Annotated in this window: 17 protein-coding genes and 1 pseudogene; 8 read left to right on the top strand and 10 right to left on the bottom strand. The window is 60.6% G+C overall.

What is annotated here, in order from left to right; all coding sequences use genetic code 11:
* Window positions 1-48: 48 nt before the first annotated feature.
* The gene (gene regB, locus AC2FMM_RS14120; protein ID WP_496687904.1) at window positions 49-1,446 is read right to left on the bottom strand and encodes a sensor histidine kinase RegB; all 1,398 of its coding nucleotides are present in this window, start codon (window positions 1,444-1,446) and stop codon (window positions 49-51) included.
* Window positions 1,447-1,536: 90 nt separating this feature from the next.
* On the opposite strand from regB, the gene AC2FMM_RS14115 reads away from it, so the two are divergent.
* Together AC2FMM_RS14115 and AC2FMM_RS14110 are read left to right on the top strand one after the other, a co-directional pair.
* Window positions 1,537-2,160: an SCO family protein gene (locus tag AC2FMM_RS14115; RefSeq protein WP_496796898.1), complete on the top strand. Its 624-nt coding sequence runs from the start codon at window positions 1,537-1,539 to the stop codon at window positions 2,158-2,160.
* A 79-nt stretch (window positions 2,161-2,239) separates the two neighbouring features.
* Window positions 2,240-2,794, top strand: coding sequence for an ActR/PrrA/RegA family redox response regulator transcription factor (locus AC2FMM_RS14110; protein ID WP_496683628.1), 555 nt, complete (start codon window positions 2,240-2,242; stop codon window positions 2,792-2,794).
* A 101-nt stretch (window positions 2,795-2,895) separates the two neighbouring features.
* Here AC2FMM_RS14110 and AC2FMM_RS14105 read toward each other — a convergent pair whose 3' ends face one another.
* Window positions 2,896-4,800 carry a DUF3604 domain-containing protein gene (locus AC2FMM_RS14105; RefSeq protein ID WP_496796897.1) on the bottom strand — a complete coding sequence of 635 codons (1,905 nt, stop codon included), beginning with the start codon at window positions 4,798-4,800 and terminating at the stop codon, window positions 2,896-2,898.
* Window positions 4,801-4,986: 186 nt separating this feature from the next.
* A pseudogene (locus AC2FMM_RS14100) lies at window positions 4,987-5,619 on the bottom strand (tyrosine-type recombinase/integrase).
* 370 nt (window positions 5,620-5,989) lie between these two features.
* On the opposite strand from AC2FMM_RS14100, the gene AC2FMM_RS14095 reads away from it, so the two are divergent.
* Both AC2FMM_RS14095 and AC2FMM_RS14090 read left to right on the top strand, forming a co-directional pair.
* Window positions 5,990-7,021 carry an AraC family transcriptional regulator gene (locus tag AC2FMM_RS14095; RefSeq protein WP_496796896.1) on the top strand — a complete coding sequence of 344 codons (1,032 nt, stop codon included), beginning with the start codon at window positions 5,990-5,992 and terminating at the stop codon, window positions 7,019-7,021.
* A 92-nt stretch (window positions 7,022-7,113) separates the two neighbouring features.
* Complete coding sequence (locus tag AC2FMM_RS14090; protein WP_496796895.1) at window positions 7,114-9,213, top strand: alkyl/aryl-sulfatase; 2,100 nt, start codon at window positions 7,114-7,116, stop codon at window positions 9,211-9,213.
* Between the two features lie 388 nt (window positions 9,214-9,601).
* Here the strand turns inward: AC2FMM_RS14090 and AC2FMM_RS14085 are convergent, their stop codons facing one another.
* A complete protein-coding gene (locus AC2FMM_RS14085; protein WP_496711042.1) occupies window positions 9,602-10,195 on the bottom strand; it encodes an HD domain-containing protein in 594 nt (197 codons plus the stop codon).
* Between the two features lie 206 nt (window positions 10,196-10,401).
* Between AC2FMM_RS14085 and AC2FMM_RS14080 the strand changes: the two genes are divergently transcribed.
* Window positions 10,402-10,716, top strand: coding sequence for a hypothetical protein (locus AC2FMM_RS14080; RefSeq protein WP_496684099.1), 315 nt, complete (start codon window positions 10,402-10,404; stop codon window positions 10,714-10,716).
* Window positions 10,717-10,812: 96 nt separating this feature from the next.
* On the top strand, window positions 10,813-12,201 hold the full coding sequence (ahcY, locus tag AC2FMM_RS14075) for an adenosylhomocysteinase (protein ID WP_496796894.1): 1,389 nt from the start codon (window positions 10,813-10,815) through the stop codon (window positions 12,199-12,201).
* 55 nt (window positions 12,202-12,256) lie between these two features.
* On the opposite strand, the gene AC2FMM_RS14070 is transcribed toward ahcY, so the two are convergent.
* Window positions 12,257-12,904 (bottom strand): DUF899 family protein, encoded by a 648-nt coding sequence (locus tag AC2FMM_RS14070; RefSeq protein ID WP_496796893.1) that lies wholly within the window; start codon window positions 12,902-12,904, stop codon window positions 12,257-12,259.
* Between the two features lie 187 nt (window positions 12,905-13,091).
* On the opposite strand from AC2FMM_RS14070, the gene AC2FMM_RS14065 reads away from it, so the two are divergent.
* Window positions 13,092-13,433 (top strand): DUF2853 family protein, encoded by a 342-nt coding sequence (locus AC2FMM_RS14065; RefSeq protein ID WP_149774134.1) that lies wholly within the window; start codon window positions 13,092-13,094, stop codon window positions 13,431-13,433.
* A 217-nt stretch (window positions 13,434-13,650) separates the two neighbouring features.
* Here the strand turns inward: AC2FMM_RS14065 and AC2FMM_RS14060 are convergent, their stop codons facing one another.
* The 4 genes from AC2FMM_RS14060 to tsaD are packed head-to-tail and all read right to left on the bottom strand — an operon-like array spanning window position 13,651 to window position 16,400.
* The gene (locus AC2FMM_RS14060; RefSeq protein WP_496796892.1) at window positions 13,651-14,073 is read right to left on the bottom strand and encodes an EVE domain-containing protein; all 423 of its coding nucleotides are present in this window, start codon (window positions 14,071-14,073) and stop codon (window positions 13,651-13,653) included.
* On the bottom strand, window positions 14,073-14,342 hold the full coding sequence (locus AC2FMM_RS14055; protein ID WP_005979743.1) for a YciI family protein: 270 nt from the start codon (window positions 14,340-14,342) through the stop codon (window positions 14,073-14,075). Before AC2FMM_RS14055 ends, AC2FMM_RS14060 begins: the two co-directional genes overlap by 1 nt.
* Before the next feature lies 1 nt (window position 14,343).
* Entirely contained in the window at window positions 14,344-15,306 is a 963-nt protein-coding gene (locus AC2FMM_RS14050) for an NAD(P)H-dependent glycerol-3-phosphate dehydrogenase (RefSeq protein ID WP_496796891.1), read from the bottom strand.
* Complete coding sequence (gene tsaD / locus AC2FMM_RS14045; protein ID WP_496796947.1) at window positions 15,303-16,400, bottom strand: tRNA (adenosine(37)-N6)-threonylcarbamoyltransferase complex transferase subunit TsaD; 1,098 nt, start codon at window positions 16,398-16,400, stop codon at window positions 15,303-15,305. The genes AC2FMM_RS14050 and tsaD overlap by 4 nt, the downstream gene beginning before the upstream one ends.
* Window positions 16,401-16,497: 97 nt before the next feature.
* Here tsaD and AC2FMM_RS14040 point away from each other — a divergent pair, with 97 nt between their 5' ends.
* Window positions 16,498-17,211, top strand: a complete 714-nt coding sequence (locus tag AC2FMM_RS14040) for a uroporphyrinogen-III synthase (protein ID WP_496796890.1) — start codon at window positions 16,498-16,500, stop codon at window positions 17,209-17,211.
* Here AC2FMM_RS14040 and AC2FMM_RS14035 read toward each other — a convergent pair.
* A partial coding sequence (locus tag AC2FMM_RS14035; RefSeq protein ID WP_496796889.1) for a hypothetical protein occupies window positions 17,208-17,505 on the bottom strand: 298 nt, incomplete at its 5' end. The genes AC2FMM_RS14040 and AC2FMM_RS14035 overlap by 4 nt on opposite strands.

Genomic DNA, 17,505 nt, shown 5'->3' with positions numbered 1-17,505 from the left:
CCCAAACCAGACCCAACTATCGGCGCCAATGGTTAACGGTGTCTTAACTCAGACCCGGAACGGCTTGTTGGCACCCGAGGGAACCGGCGACTCACCGCTCTGGGCGTCGATCAGTTTCCGCGGCCAGGACACCAGAACGATGGCGCCCCGGCGCTCGGGGTCGTCAGTGAGGTCCTGATACGGATCGGATCCGTTGGCGAAGGAGAGTTCCGCACCGCTGCGCTCGAGCAGCGTCTTGGCGATGAACAGACCCAGGCCCATGCCCTCGTATTCGGGCCGCGTGCGCAGGTCGGTTTCGGCGCGTTTGCGGCGCATGAACGGATCGCCGATGCGCCCGATGATCTGGGCCGGATATCCGCGTCCGTCATCCATGATGCTGACGGTGATGCGGTCGGGGGTCCATTCGGCCTCGACCCAGACCTGCGCGCGGGCGAAATCGACCGCGTTCTGGATCAGGTTGCGCAGCCCGTGGATGATCTCGGGTTTGCGCAGGATCGAGGGCTGCTGAACGTCGCCATCCGGCCCCGGCCCTTCGGCGAAATGCACCTGTTTGCCGCGGTGGATATGCGGCTCGGCGGCTTCGTGGATCACGGTGGACAGTGGCGCCTGCCGCAGGTGCAGGTCGTCCTTTCCGGCCCGGCCCATGTCGCGCAGGATGTCGCGGCAGCGGTCGGCCTGCTCGCGGATCAGGGCGGCGTCTTCCTTCAGGTCCGGGCGGTCGTCCAATTCCTCGATCAGCTCGGCGCTGGTCAGCTTGATGGTGGCCAGAGGCGTGCCCAGCTCATGCGCGGCGGCGGCCACGACCCCGCCCAGGTCGGTCAGTTTCTGTTCGCGGGCAAGTGCCATCTGGGTAGCGGCCAGCGCCTCGGACATCGACTGGACCTCGGCGCTGATGCGGTGCGAGTAGGCGCCGATGAACACGATCGCGATCACGATGGCGGCCCAGTTTCCGAACAGCAGGATCTCGGGGATGTCCAGCACCAGCCCCAGATTGGTGCGCAGCGGCAGGTGGAACCGGGCCAGCAGCGTCGCCACGATGATCGCCGCCCCGCCGATGATCAGGGTCGAGCGGGTGCTCATGACGTTGGCGGCGATGGTCACCGGCCCCAGCAGCAGAAGTGAAAAGGGATTGTTCAGCCCGCCGGTGAGGTACAGCAGAATGGCCAGCTGCAGCAGGTCGAACAGCACCATCAGGAAGTTCTCGAATTCGGTCAGGCGCTTGTTCTGTGGGAACAGCAGCATAGCCGTCAGGTTGCCCATCACCGACACGCCGATGGCCAGATAGCACAGGCCCAGTTCCAGCTGAACGTGATAGACCTGCTGCGCCACGGTGATGGCGGTCAGCTGGCCGATGATGGCCACCCATCGCAGCAGGATCAGCGTGCGCAGCCGGATCCAACTGCTGCGTTCCTGTCCGCGCCAGAGGCTGGTGTTGGAATCCGTCATCGCGCGATTATGTCCTGTTGCGGCGGCTGGTCAACTTGATAGGTGTTGCGGCCGATCCGATCAACAGCCCCTTGCGTCAGGAAATACGCCATGACCCGTCTTTATGCCATTCTCGCAACCGTCGTTCTGGCCCTTGGCCTGGGCGCCATGTGGCTGATGACGCGTGGCGGGCCCGAGGACAAGTTCGCCCAATGCCGGACCAGCCAGATCGCCGGCGGTTCCGCGGCCATCGGCGGCCCGTTCGAGCTGATCAACTCCAAGGGTGAAACCGTGACCGACAAGGATGTGATCACCGAGCCGTCGCTGATCTATTTCGGCTATACCTTCTGCCCCGATGTCTGCCCGCTGGACACCACCCGCAATGCCGAGGCCGTCGATATCCTGACCGAGCGCGGTTATTCGGTGACGCCGATCTTCATCTCGATCGACCCCGATCGCGACACCCCCGAGGCGGTCGGCGATTTTGCCTACAACCTGCATGAAAAGATGATCGGGCTGACCGGAACGCCCGAACAGGTCAAAGCTGCGAGCCAAGCCTACAAGACTTATTACAAGGCCCAGGACAAGAGCGACGAGTATTACTTGGTCGATCATTCCACCTTTACCTATTTCGTCACGCCGCAGGACGGATTCCTGGAGTTCTTCAAGCGGGACGACACGGCCGATCAGATTGCCGACCGGGTCGCCTGTTTCGTGGACCAGGCAGGGAAATAGAGGGTGGTTTGACCTTTGGTGTGGCGCTGCTATTACTCAACACCAAGCCTATCGGCAGGACATAGCAGAAAGAACCCACATGGCAGACAGTGCGCAGCTTGAAATCGGCCCCGACAAATCCCTGCTTCTGGTGGATGATGACGAGCCGTTTCTGAGGCGTCTGGCCAAGGCGATGGAAAAGCGCGGGTTCGAGGTGGAAACCGCCGGATCGGTCGCCGCCGGCCGCGCCATCGCCACCGCTCGCCCACCTGCCTTTGCCGTCGTGGATCTGCGGCTTGAGGATGGCAACGGGCTGGACGTGGTCGAGGTGTTGCGGGAAAAGCGCCCCGACAGCCGGGTGGTGGTTCTGACTGGCTATGGCGCGATCGCGACTGCCGTGGCGGCCGTGAAAATCGGCGCCACAGACTATCTGTCGAAACCCGCCGACGCCACCGACATCACCAACGCGCTTCTGGCCAAGGGCGACGAACTGCCCCCGCCCCCCGAAAACCCCATGAGCGCCGACCGCGTACGGTGGGAGCATATCCAGCGGGTCTATGAACTGTGCGACCGAAACGTCTCGGAAACCGCGCGACGGCTGAACATGCACCGCCGGACCTTGCAGCGGATTCTGGCGAAGCGCAGCCCGCGGTAATACCGGGTCGCGCTACGCCTGTTCGAAGTTCAAATACATTTTAAAGCGAGCTGGAATGGCCGCAATGCGGGACAAACGCGACATTGCTGCTGGCTTTCAAGTTAGTTTTCTGGCGTGTACCAGATGGGCGAAGTGTAGGCGCGCTCCTGATGGATCATTACGGCATCCTCTGGCAGGTCGAGGTTGCCGTAAAAAGCCTCGTCATAGGCCAGCCAGGTCGGCGTCGGGATTTCAAGCACCCGGACATAATAGTATGCACGCTGCGCCGGGTCGAACTCTGGGTCCACCCAGTGCGCGCCAAGCCCTGCCAACCCAATCGTGTTGGTATAATCTGCGCCCTTAACGGTGCTGCCGACCGGGGGCAACTTTCCATTCGCATCCGGCTCCCGATCCCCGGCCCATGCCGCATCGAAGACCTTGGTCTTGGGTTCGCCGTTCGCATTGACCCATCCTTTGACAATCTGGATGCGATCTAGGTTCGCGCCGTCCGGGTCGCGCAGCGCACGCACCATGAAGGTGGGGGCTGCTCCCTCTGGCCCGGCGAAGAGGTCCGCGCCCATGGGCACGCCCCGGGCATAACCCTCGACGGCGAAATCGGGACGGTGGACCTCGTCGGGTTCAAAGTCCCACCCCGCAAACACGCGGACAGTCATGCGCGGGCCGGTGGTGGCATAAACCTCCTTGCGCTTGAATGCGTCCCAGATCGCCTCTCGCGTGTTCTCCCGCGCCCATGCAGCGGCAAGACCGGACGCGAGGGTTTCATACGTGCGGATCGCGACGTCTTCACCCAGATAATCAGGCTGGATGATGAACTCATCGTAGCGGTGATCGCCGCCGCCGGGTTCTGCCAGGGAAGCCTTGCCAAAGAAGTTGTCCTCGCGGGCGGTTGCCAGTGACGTGTGGCTGTCGGTCGCGCCGATCATCCCGAATTTGTAGGGGTTCGTGCCTATGTCTTCTTCGTATTTCAGACCGCGCGCCAGTGCCTCGCGAGCGTATTCGCGTGGCAGCATGTCCGGTGTCTTAAGTGCACTGCCGAAATTTCCGCGATCCCAGCGATAATAGTCCGCGAACTCGTCATTCGGTGAGAGCATCGGGTGGGTTTCCCCGTCGCCTTTAATCTGCGTGACTTCGTATAGCGGTTCCCACCGCATCCGGCGTTCGGCGTAGGCCTGATCTATCGGTTCGCCATTCTGGCGGACATCGTCGAACATCGTGCCATTCGACAGGTTGCCGTTGTGGGCAAACGCCATGACCTGACCGCCTGTTCGGGTTTCATACGCTTCCATCCAGTCCCAAAGATCCTCCGGATCGGAACTGTCGTAGTTGGAAAATGGCACGAGGTCCGCGACTTCGTCTGCGCCATCTCGAAACATGACGATCCGATGCAGGTTGTTCAGGTCCTTGATTGAAGTCCATTCAAAGCCGTGCAGAGATGTGAACACGCCAGGTTCATTGTACCGCTCAGCTGCATCGACGATGCGCCTCCAAAATGTACGGGTCAGATCGTCGTCGTCAATCGGGTCCGTTACCGCGCCCATCGCCTCGCCCCACATTACGAATGCGCCGAGCGGGTCGCCACCGCGCACAAGATCGTGGATCTTGCGACCCCAGCTATTGGCCAGAAGCTGCGGGTTCGATTCCGCGATCATCGGCGCGAGGCCAAGGTTCTCGGCGTGGTCGGCAACCACCAGAAAATCGAGCGGACGCACAAGCTGCGCGAACTCACCGAGGGAGGCCCGCACCTTCTCGCCACGCGCGAAACGGAAAGCTTCGTCAGGACCGAGCACATTGCCGACCATCCCGGCGTCGGTCGAGTAGGAGGTGTGCAGGTGGGTATCGCCCCAGAACACTCTGTTTGGAAAAGACTGATCGACAAATGGAGAATAGCCGCGCTGACCAAGTCGGACATCTTCGGGGTTTATCGCAAGGTCGCCAGAGTATCCTTGGGCAAATGCCGCGCCGGTGAACAATGCACTCAAGCTCACGCTCATGAATATCTTCTTCATTGCCGTCCTCCCATCAGTCAACAACGCAAAATTATTATAGCGCATGCTCGAAAGGCTGACTTGATTTGGATCAGCCGCTCATCATTGACTGCAGAATGAATAGCCGCTGTGGGCTCTTTCGCGCCGCTGACCTTTGTATCAGCGAAGAACAGGTCTTGGACGGCGCGTGCCGCTCGCCGTTTTGATTCAGATGTCGATTCTTTCGGCGATTCTCACTGCATCTTCAAGCTCGACGCCCGGGTATCGTACCGTGCTGTAGACCTTGGTGTGACCCAGCAAAAGTTGTACAGCCCGGAGATTGCCGGTCTTTCGATAGATCTCCGAGGCCTTGGTCCGGCGCAAAGAATGTGTGCCGTAGCCGCTCGGTTCCAGGCCGATGGCCGATACCCAGTCTCGAACAAGCCTCGCGTACTGCCCGGTCGAGATGTGCGGTGACGCGTGGAAGTGGCTCGGAAACAGATGTCTGCATCCCAGCATCTCGGGTTGGTCGAGCTAGGCAGCGATCGTTTCGCGCGTATTCTCAGATACTTCGAACTGGATCGGCCGATTGGTCTTGCTCCGAACAATCGTGACGCGCTCACGGATTCGGTCTTCGACGACGAGATCGCTAATCTGGAGTCCGACGAGGTCACAGCCGCGCAACTTGCTGTCTATGGCGAGGTTGAAGAGCGCAAGATCACGAAGATTGCCCGCGAGTTCGAGCTGGGCACGAATGGCCCATACCTGCGTCGGGAGCAGCGGGCGTTTCTGACCGATCAGGCAGCCCTTGTTCCGGGTCTTGCGTTTCGGTTTTGCGGCGGGAAGTTGGATTCTGGGCATAATTTAGCCTCCATCCGTCCCTCCCGGCCCACACATCAACACCGCGTTGACCATTGATTGTAAGACCAAGCGTCAACGACTGGTCTCGATGACGGGTTGCTAGCGACCGATGCCGCGCCGCCACAAGGCGGTTTCGAGCCCTTTAACGACCTTGATCCGAGGCGCAGCAGTCGTCGCTGTGGGCTGAAACCGGTCATTCTGAACAGGTCTTCCGGCGCCTTCAAGCCATTGAAGGCGAGTGGCACTCCAGGCTCAACGTCATGGAAAGAATGTGATATCGTTTGTATGGGAAATGAGGGGGTTTGCGTTGAAAGCCTTAGCGATGACAAGAATCCGGGGATGGGGCCCCTTTCCCGAACTTGTTCGTGACATGGCCGGAGATCGCGCGCTTAACCGCATCCTGAAACGCCACGATCTTCCCCTAAGCGTTCTCGATGCGCCAGAGCATCGGGTCCCTTTGGCCAAGATGATCCGCGTAATGGAGGCGGCTGCGCGTACGATCGGTGACGCGGAATTCGGTGTAAGCCTTGGCAGCAAAACCACTGCGCTCGATTACGGAAATTGGGCCGGATATGCTTATTGTGCTCCAACGCTTGGCCAAGCCCTCCAGCGTGTTTGCAGGACACTGTGGGCGCACGAAAGCGGCACAGAGATGTACTTGTCCTTGCGCGAACATCACGTTGTCTGGTGCTACAAATCAGGTCTGGCAGGCTATGAAAACACACGTCATTTCTCGGACCACCTCTTTGAAACGATGTTCGTTTTCTTTCGCGGGTTCCTGGGCGAGGGGTGGCGACCCGATTGGGTGGAAGTCGACTACGAAAAGCCGGCGAGAACGGAAAAATTAAGTGCCCTTGTTCAAAATGAAATCCGTTTCGGCCGTCCAAATTACGGTGTGGCGGTCAGGAAAGCGGACCTGAGTACGAGGCTCTCTGGGCCGCTTCCGTTCGATCGACCCATTACGTCACTTGATTTGGTAGCACCACCCGACGGGCGGCAAACCGCGTTCCTTGATGATATCCTGAAACTCATTGACCTTCGATTGATGGATCGCACTGTCGACCTCGATGGATTTGCAAGGGCTGCGGATCTGGGTCCGAGAACTGTCCAACGGAAGCTGAGCAAGCTCGGGTACACCTACAAACATCTCCTTGAAATTGCACGCAGCAGGCGTGCGATGGCGTTCCTTTTAGAAACCGATCTGCCTGTGAAAAACATAGCTGCCGAGTTGTGCTATGACGCACCGGAAAATTTCACACGCGCTTTCCGCGCGTGGCAGGGGGTCTCTCCGTCTGAATTCCGGGCGAAGGCCCAGCGAAGTCAGAAAAAGGATCCTGTGTACCTAGGCGATTGTCGCGAAATGACAGGTCGCGTGAGTAGATCGGAATTTTGCCAACGGTAAACTTTTGAGTGGAAACGGAGCGGCAAACTCGCGGGTCTGCCATAGCCGGACTTTTCGGCCCTCCGTAATGTCATTTTCAGGAGGGAATTGAAATGACCACACGTCGTAATTTCATCAAGTCGGCCCCGGCGCTCGGAGCGGCATTCGCAGTGGCGCCAACATTCATTTCAGAGGAGGGGGCGGCGTATGCGCAGAGTGCAACGCCAGCCGAAGGGCATTTCCACCCAAAGGGCAAGGCGCCTTCGGAACACACATTGAAAATTCTTGCCGAAGCGCGGGAAACGCTGCCGTTCTCAGATACGCGTGATTTTGATGAACAAGCTCGCGGGTTTATCGCGCCGATGCCCGAAGATACGATCATGGCGGATGCAGGCAACATCGCCTGGGACATGGCAAGTTTCCGCTTCTTCGACGAAGACAAGGACTGGCCAAGTATTCATCCGTCTTTGCAGAGGGTCTCGCGGCTGAACCAGAACTACGGACTGTATGAAGTCATTCCCGGAATTTACCAAGTGCGGGGCTTCGATCTGTCCGACGTTTCCTTTGTGCGCGGCGAAAATGGTTGGATCGTAATCGATCCACTGATCAGTGCGGAAACAGCGCGCGCAGCATGGAAGCTATTTCAAGAGCACGTCGGTGATGGGCTGCCGGCAACCGCAGTGATCTATTCGCATTCCCATGGTGACCATTGGGGTGGTGTACGCGGCATAATCGACGAAGCTGATGTGCGTTCAGGCAAAGTGGAAATCATTGCACCGCGTGATTTCATGGAGTTCACGATTTCCGAGAATGTCTATGCTGGCAACGCCATGAACCGTCGATTGTCTTACCAGTATGGCCAACAGCTTCCGATCAACCCGTACGGTTTTGCTGGGCAGGGGCTGGGTCACCGGGTGTCTCTTGGTTCCGTTGGCCTTATTGCCCCCACCCGGATCATCGAAGAAGACATCGAATATCTCGATGTGGATGGCGTGCGTATGGTGTTTCAGAACACGCCAGGCACTGAAGCGCCGTCCAACATGAACACTTACATTCCGGGAATGAAGGCATTGTGGATGGCCGAGAACATTACCGGCACATTACATAATATTTACACCCTGCGCGGAGCTCCGGTGCGCGATCCTCTGCGCTGGTCTAAATACATCTCGCGGGCGCTGCATCTCTTTGGTGAGGAAGCAGAAGTGATGTTCCAGTCGCACCACTGGCCGCGCTGGGGCAATGACCGTATTCAAGAGGTGATGCGGGCGCAGCGTGACATGTATGCGCATTTTAATAACCAGGTTCTGCACTTCGCCAATCAAGGCGTGACGATCAACCAGATCCAGAACGTCTATGAAATGCCCAAGAGCCTGCAAAATGAATGGCACTGCCGGGGCTATCACGGTTCACCCGAGCACAACAGTCGAGGAGTGATCCAGCGATACCTTGGTTTTTGGGATGCCAATCCAGCAACCCTGATCCCGCCATCACCCGAAGCATCGGCGCCCCTCTACGTCGAGATGATGGGCGGGTCGGACAAGATCATGGCCAAAGGACAAGAGCTTTTCTCGGCTGGTGAGTATAAGATGGCCGTCGAAATCCTAAACAAACTCTTTCTCGCTGAGAACGACAACCAGCCAGCACGTGATCTGCTTGCGGACTGTTATGAGCAGCTTGGTTACCAGCAGGAAAACCCGGGACTGCGAAATAGTTACTTGTCGGGTGCCTACGAACTGCGTTCTGGTATTTCCGACGCTCCAACGGTGAGCTCAACCAGTTCTGATGTGATCCGGGCGATGTCCACGGAATTGTTCCTGAACTTCCTCGGTATCAAGATGGACAGCCGCAAAGCCGAAGGCATGCGGTTCACCATCAATCTGGTAACGCCGGACAATGGCGAGAAGTTCATCATCGAAATGGAGAACGCGACCCTGACCAATATCGAGGGATATCAGGCGGACAACCCGGACCTGACATTGGTCATAAACCGTTCGGATCTGGAAATGACTATGATGGGCGCGATTGAACTAGAGCAGCAGATCGCCGATGGCACCGCCAAGATTGAAGGTGATCCCACCGTTCTTGCGCAACTCGCCTCGACCATGGTCGATTTCGACCCGCTGTTCGAGATCCTGCCCGGCACTGCCATTCAGCACGAGGTTGCGCAATCCAATGCCTACGAAGCAGTTCCGGGTGCCACTATCGCAGAGTGACAGAAACCGCGGGGCAAGGTTCTGACCGGCACCTTGCCCCAATACCCACCCCTCATTAAAATAGTGCGATTTGAGTAACCACTTCGTCCGCGCGGAAGGCCTCCAAGGACAGCGTCGTTCCGCAAGCCCGCGAATTTTGGCTTCGACAAACTGCTGTGCAGCATCGGACCGATTGGCCGAACGGCAGGAAAGGGTCGGTCACACTCCAAAGAGCTATTCGCCCTGAGGCCCGCGACCCGGTCATTGCGGATCGCAATCTCGCTGCGTTCTGCCTGAACGTCCGCATTTCCTTCTGTCATGCAGCGGGTAGTCTTGCCGCGAGCGCTCACAGCGTAAATTCTTCACTTTTGCAGAGGGCTCTAAAGCAGATCTCGGCCTAAGTCATGTGCTACAATAACGCCAACAGCTCCGCATGCCGCGCCGTATACGCCTGCCGAGCCTCAACCGGTGGCCGTAGAGTGATCTGCAACCCCTCCATCACCGCCGCGTCCGGTCGGCCAAAGAACTTGGTTGCCTCGGCCTCGGAAAACCCCGCGATCTGGGTGGCCTCCATCCAGGCGCTGATCCGGTCGGCTTTCTTGATCTGACGTTTTACCGTTTTCGGCACCGCGGCGGGCAGGCCGAAGCGGATGTGGATTGCCGCCGCCAGCCGGTCGTCCAGCGCGCCATAGCCCGGGCCGACCGCGGCCTTCACCGGCGAGATCATGTCGCCGATCACATATTCTGGCGCATCGTGCAGAAGCGCCGCCAGCCGCCATTTCACCTGCGCCTTGGGGGCGATCCGGCCGAACAGCTCTTCGACCAGCAGAGAATGCTCGGCCACGGAATAGGCGAAATCACCCGCCGTCTGGCCGTTCCAGCGGGCCACGAATGCCAGCCCATGGGCGATATCCTCGATCTCGATATCCACCGGGGTCGGGTCCAGCAGGTCCAGCCTGCGGCCCGACAGCATCCGTTGCCATGCCCTGGGTTGTGTTGCCATTCTGCCATGCCCCCTTTGCAGCGAATGTGCCTGAAACGCGGTTTCGTGCTATGCTTAAGCCATCCTGATCACCGGCTGCCAACAGTTTCTTGAGCAATCGTGCTTTGAACCGGCACGTGGGGATCACGACATCAAGGCTGAGGGGGGCGCGCGTTCCTCCCGGCGTGCCCCTCTCGGATCGAAACCCGAACCGAAAGGAGCTTGTCATGTTCAAGCGTTTGTTGGGAATGGCCCTTGTCTTTGGCATGGCTGCGGCCGCGCCGCCCGCATCGGCCCAGAACTGCGCCCTGCGCGGTGATGTCATCGCCAAGCTGCAGCAGATCTATTCCGAAGAGCTGGCCTTTGGCGGATTGCAGAACACGCGGAGCGGTCAGACGGTCATGGAGGTATGGGCCTCACGCGCCACCGGCACCTATACCGTGTTGATGACCCACGCCAACGGCATCAGTTGCATTGTCGCCGCTGGCACCGATTTCTTCGAAGTGACGCCTAGGGCCGCTGCCGAAGGGGCGCCCAGTTGAATTAACGCCCGCGCCCCAATCGCCATCCACATTGCGACTTTTCCTCAACGGTGTTAGGGCCTGCCCAAACCGTTGTTGATCGGAATGGAGCATCTGATGGCCGGCGACTACATCGTCAAAGACATTTCACTGGCCGGGTTCGGCCGCAAGGAACTGGATATCGCGGAAACCGAAATGCCGGGCCTGATGGCTCTGCGCGCGGAATACGGCGACAGCAAGCCGCTGAAAGGGGCGCGCATCGTCGGGTCGTTGCACATGACGATCCAGACCGCCGTTCTGATCGAAACGCTGGTCGCGCTGGGCGCGGACGTGCGCTGGGCGTCGTGCAACATCTTCTCGACTCAGGACCACGCGGCGGCAGCCATCGCTAAGGCGGGCATTCCGGTCTTTGCCATCAAGGGCCAGACGCTGGAAGAGCATTGGGACTATCTCGACAAGTCGTTTCAGTTCGAAGACGGCCCCAACATGATCCTGGATGATGGCGGCGACGCCACGCTGTACATCCTGCTGGGCGCGCGCGCCGAAGCGGGTGAGGACATCATCCCCGTCCCGGCTTCGGAAGAGGAAGAGGTCATCAAGGCGCAGATCAAGAAGCGGATGGCCGCAAGCCCGGGCTGGTTCACCAAGGTGCGCGATCAGATCAAGGGCGTGTCCGAGGAAACCACCACCGGCGTCAACCGCCTGTATCAGTTGGTCAAGGACGGCCATCTGCCGTTCCCGGCGATCAACGTGAACGACAGCGTCACCAAGTCTAAATTCGACAACAAGTACGGCTGCAAGGAATCGCTGGTCGACGGCATCCGTCGCGCCACCGACACGATGATGGCCGGCAAGGTCGCCGTGGTCTGCGGTTATGGCGACGTGGGCAAGGGCTCGGCCGCGTCCCTGCGTGGCGCCGGCGCCCGCGTGAAGGTGACCGAGGTCGACCCGATCTGTGCCCTGCAGGCCGCGATGGACGGGTATGAGGTGGTTCTGCTGGAAGATGTGGTTTCGACCGCCGACATCTTCATCACCACCACCGGAAACAAGGACGTGATCCGCATCGAGCACATGCGCGAGATGAAGGACATGGCCATCGTCGGCAATATCGGCCATTTCGACAACGAAATTCAGGTGGCCAGCCTGCGCAACCACAAATGGACCAACATCAAGGACCAGGTGGACATGATCGAGATGCCCTCGGGCAACCGCATCATCCTGCTGTCCGAAGGCCGTCTGCTGAACCTGGGCAATGCCACCGGGCATCCGTCCTTCGTGATGTCGGCCTCGTTCACCAACCAGGTTCTGGCCCAGATCGAACTGTGGACCCGCGGCGACCAGTACGAGAACAAGGTCTATATCCTGCCCAAGCATCTGGACGAGAAGGTCGCGCGCCTGCATTTGGACCGGATCGGCGTCAAGCTGACCAAGCTGAACAAGGACCAGGCCGATTACATCGGTGTCACGCCCGAAGGCCCGTTCAAGCCCGAGCATTACCGGTATTGATCTGTCAGAAATTCGAGGAAAAGGCGGCCATCTGGGCCGCCTTTTTTTGTTGCGGTCAGCGGAGCGACGGCACGAAATCTCCGCGGCCCTGCGGTGTCAGGTCCAGAATGTTCCACAGGGGCCAGGCCGCATCGACATGGCGCGGATGCCAGTCGCTGGGCTCAAAGTACAGCTCGGAGCTCCAGAAATGATAGATTCCCTGCGCATCGCGTTGAAACACGTTCAGGATCGGCAACTGGTTTCCGTCCTCGGTCTCGGCCAGATAGTCTTGCTGGTACGTCGTATCCAACGCGGAATACAGCGGCAGATCCTGCCAGCCCATGCGCCGGCGCAGCGCGGCCAGGGCATCCGGCGTATTCTGCGCCACGACCGCAATGGCGGCTTTTCGGGTCAGATGCGCGACCTGCCCGGTCAGACCGTCCAGAAAGGCCGAGCACATGGGGCAGGGGTCCTCTGCATTGGGACCAAACATCAGCGAATACACGACCAGAGTGTCATGATCACCGAAAAGGCTTGAAATCGGGGCAATATTGCCGCTGAGGTTCCGAAAGACGTAATCCCGTGGGATTTGGCCGCCTTTGGGCAAAGTCCGGCGCAGCGCGGCCACTTCCTCGACCCGCGCACGCAGATCGACTTCGGCGGCCAGCAGGGCATTTCGGGCGGTTCGGTACGCGGCGCTTTCGTTGGGAAGGGCGACGGGCATGACGAGTCTCCTTGGATCATTAATTAACTTTTATGTTAAATAAAGAACCCGAACAGATCAAGGCGCGGGCTGCACGGCGTGGTCTACGGGGAACATGCCCGTTTTTTCCCTTTGTGCTTTTCCTGCCAGCCGCTACCGTTCAGCCAGCGCCAAAAAGGCCGTACCCTAACCCATACAGGAGAGGACAATGGGAAAACGTGACGAGTTGATCGCAAAATATGCGGATGATCTGAAAAACAAATGCGGGATGGACCCCGACATGGACCTGCTGACCAAAGTGACGATCGGTTGCGGGCCGTCGATCTATGACGCGGATGCCGCAACCGTGGCCGCCAGCCAGGAAGGTGAGCTGGAGACGGTCAAGAACAACTTTCTGATCAAGAAGCTGGGCCTGTCGGATGGCCCCGAGCTGATGGAAGCGATCAACAAGGTCATCGAAACCTACGGCAAGTCCGAGCGCAACAAATACCGCGCGGTGGTCTATTACATGCTGACCAAGCATTTCGGCAAAGAGTCCGTCTACGGCTGAGTTCGCCGCGACATTTGGAAACGCCCGCCCGGTCGGACCGGCGGGCGTTTTGCATTTGAATCATAATCTATTGATTCAACGTTTGAAAAACAGACGCGCCCTCGGCTATATTCAACCCGTGACCAGGACGGTCAGAACCAGAGATTTCTTTGCGTGTGGTGAGTAGGGAGCACGCGGGGTAGGGAAGGTTCTGCATCGTCAGGGCCTTCCCTTTTTCTCAATCCGCCGCGGTCTGGCCCAGTTCGCAGATCACCGCCCATTCGGCCTCGGAGACGGGCTGCACCGACAGGCGCGAGTTCTTGACCAGCACCATGTCGGTCAGCCGCGGATCGGCCTTGATCTGGTCCAGCGTGACCGGTTTGAAAAAGGGGCGCACCGCCTTGATGTCCACGCATTCCCACCGGTCGTCGTCGGTGGTGCTGTCGGGGTGGGCCTCGGCGCAGACCTCGACGATGCCGACGATCGCCTTGTCCTTCTGCGAATGATAGAAAAACCCCCGGTCGCCCAGCTTCATCTGCCGCATGAAATTGCGGGCCTGGTAATTGCGCACCCCGTCCCATTCCTCGCCCGCGTCGCCCTTGGCGACCTGCTGGTCCCAGCTCCACGTCGAGGGTTCGGATTTGAACAGCCAATACGCCATCAGCCGATGACCTTCTTCCACGGGATCAGTTCGACCGACTTGAACAGACCGGCCTTGGCATAGGGGTCGTTGTCGGCCCAGGCCTGTGCGGCGGACAGATCCTCGACATCCAGGATGACCAGCGACCCGATCATGGCATCGCCGTCCAGCAGCGGCCCGGCCTGTGCGACTACGCCTGTTTCTTCGATATAGGCCAGGTGCGCGGCGCGGTTGTCCAGCCGGGTCTGCAGGGCGCCGTCCTTGTCGCGCGCGATCAGGGCGATAAGCATATCATTCCTCCTTGAGTGGGCGATTGAGCAGGGATTGCAAGGCCTCGGCGACACTGTAGGCGCCGCGGCTGAGTTGCGCCACCGTCTGGCAGATGGGCATGTCCAGCCCCTCGGTCGCGGCGATGGCGGCCATGGCATTTGCCGTGGCCACGCCTTCGACGGTTGTCGCGGCGTCAAAGGACTCGTTGCGGCCCAGCGACAGCCCGAACCGGAAGTTGCGCGACAGTTCGGACGAGCAGGTCAGAACCAGATCGCCCAAACCCGACAGGCCCATCAGGGTCTCGGGCCGGGCGCCGCGCATCGTGGCAAAGCGCTGCATCTCGGCAAAGCCGCGGGTCATCAGGGCCGCGCGGGCGCTGTCCCCCAGACCCGCGCCGATGCAGGCTCCGCAGGCGATGGCCATCACGTTCTTCAAGGCTCCGCCCAGCTCGGCCCCGGTCACGTCGGTGGTCCGGTAGAGCCGCAGGTTGGCAGTGGTCAGCGCCTGTTGCAACCGGGTGCCCAGGTCTGCGTCGGCACAGGCCAGGGTCAGCGCCGTGGGCAACCCGCGGGCGATGTCATCGGCAAAGCTGGGTCCGGTCAGCAAGGCAGTGCGGGCGTTGGGCAGCACCTGTTCGATCACGGCGATCGGACCGAAGCCAGTGGATAGCTCGATGCCCTTGCAACAGGCCACCAGGATACGACCCTTCAGGTCCGCCCCATGCACCGAAAGAACATCGCGCAGCTTTTGCATGGGCACCGCCAGCAGCAACACGTCGCTCTGACAGGCCAGGGTGATTTCGGCGGTCACGGTGATGGCGTCGGGCAGGGCGACCCCCGGCAGGCGGGTGTCATTGCGGCGGGTCGCCTGCATCGTCTGCGCCTGTTCGCCCGACCGGGCCCACAAGGTGACCGGACCCTTGCCCGCCAGCGAGATCGCCAGCGCGGTGCCGAAGGCGCCCGACCCAAGGACCGAGACACTCATGCCTTGGCCCCCTTGCGCCCACCGCCCAGCATGGCCGGGCTGGTTTGATCCAGCGGCCAGCGGGGTCGGGCGGTCAGGTCCAGCCCGTCGCGCGCGCCCAGCCGGAACCGTTCCAACCCTGCATAGGCGATCATTGCCGCATTGTCGGTGCACAGGTGTAGCGGCGGGGCGGTAAACCGCGCGCCGGCATCCGCCGAAACAGACTCTAACGCAGTCCGAATTGCGGTGTTGGCGGCAACGCCCCCGGCCACGGCGATCACCGGCTCGGCAGGGTTGGTTTCAAGATACAGGGCGACGGCGCGGCGGGTCTTTTCGGCCAGCGTATCCACGACCGCCTGCTGGAACCCGGCGCACAGATCGGCGCGGTCCTGACGCGTCAGCCCGCCCTTTTCGGCCACGATCTGATCGCGCATCCGCATCAAGGCGGTCTTGAGCCCGGAAAAGGACAGATCGCATCCGGGCCGGTCCAGAAGCGGTCGCGGGAAGCGAAAGCGTTTGGGGTCGCCATTGCGCCCCTCGGCCTCGACCGAGGGGCCGCCGGGCTGGGGCAGGCCAAGCAGGCGCGCAGTCTTGTCGAATGCCTCGCCGGGGGCGTCGTCGATGGTGCCGCCCAGCCGCGTGAACTGCTCGGGGCCGTGGGCGATCAGGTATTGGCAGTGCCCGCCGGACACCAGCAGCATCAGGTAGGGAAAGGCGATCCCGTCCGTCAGGCGTGGGGTCAGCGCGTGGCCGGCCAGGTGGTTGACGCCGATCAGCGGCAGGCCGGTGGCCGCGCTGATCCCCTTGGCGCACATCACACCCGACATGACCCCGCCGATCAGTCCTGGCCCGGCGGTCACGGCCACGGCGTTCATATCCTGCAAAGTCAGGCCCGCCTGCTCCAACGCCTGCTGCACGCAGACATCCAGCTTTTCGGCATGCGCGCGCGCCGCAATCTCGGGCACCACGCCGCCGAAGGCACTGTGCAGGTCCGTCTGGCCATGCACGACCGAAGACAGAACCTGCGCCAGTTCGCCCTCGGTCTGCCGCACCACGGCCGCCGCCGTGTCATCGCAGCTGCTTTCCAATCCCAGAACGGTAAGTGTTTGCACCATCGGCCTGAACCATTGCATCATGATCTCGTCGCGGGGTATCACCCCACGCTGCAGCAAACAATCCTCAAGGCCCGAACGCTCGCCCGTGTACCTGTTGATGACCCGCCCCCGCGCCGCCTCGGAAAGGTTCGTGGCGCAGCTTCCCGAACGGATACGGTCGCGGGTCCAGGTGATTTATTCCCCGCTGCTGGATATCCGACCGATGGAGCAGGCGGTGGACACGACCGGAATCCGGGGCCTGATCTTCACCTCGGCCAATGGCGTGGCGGCCGCCGCGGCGCAGAATGTGCGCCGGGATCTGCCCGCCTATTGCGTGGGGCCGGTCACCACCGAAACGGCCCGCCAAGTCGGGTGGGGGGCCCGGATGGCCGGCGAAACCGCCGAGGAACTGGTGGCCAAACTGCTGAAAGAGCGCCCGGACAGCCCACTGCTGCATCTGCGCGGCGAACACAGCCGGGGCAACATCGCGACCCGGCTGACCGAACTGGGCCTGACCGTGCGGGAACAGGCGGTCTATCGCCAGTATTTGCTGCCCCTGACGCCCGAGGCCCAAGACGCGGCGTCTGGATCTGCCCCGGTGATTGCGCCCTTGTTCTCGCCGCGGACCGCGCGACAATTTGCCGACCTTTGGCCTGGACCGGCGCCGCTTTTGGTCGCTGCGATGAGCGGACCGACAGCTGAGCCCCTTGAAAACTTGGCTATTGCCCGTTTGCGGATTGCCAAACGCCCGACGCCCAAGAAAATGCGGAAAGCCGTGAAAAAACTCGTGAAATACGCGATCCGGCTTGAGGGTGCGATGGGCGCGGATTAACTTGGACGCGTCTGCGCGTTAGGTTTTATGGGAATCGACAGGGGGAAGTGACGGTGGCTGCCAAGAAAGACACGGACCAGAAACCGGTGGACGACCCCAAGGCCGACGCGGTGACCGAAGCGGTCGACAAAAACGTCGATGCCGAAGCCCTTGACCCAGAGGATCGGGTTGAGCAGGCTCCTTCCGAAGCCGAAGCCGAAGCCGAAGCCGAAGCCGAAGCCGAAGCCGAAGCCGAAGCCGAAGCCGAAGCCGAAGCCGAAGCCGAAGCCGAAGCCGAAGCCGAAGCCGAAGCCG

It is taken from the genome of Ruegeria sp. BHSC043 (assembly GCF_059612985.1).
The sequence above is the reverse complement of the archived record's forward strand: the minus strand, read 5'-3'. Positions and strand labels throughout refer to the sequence as shown.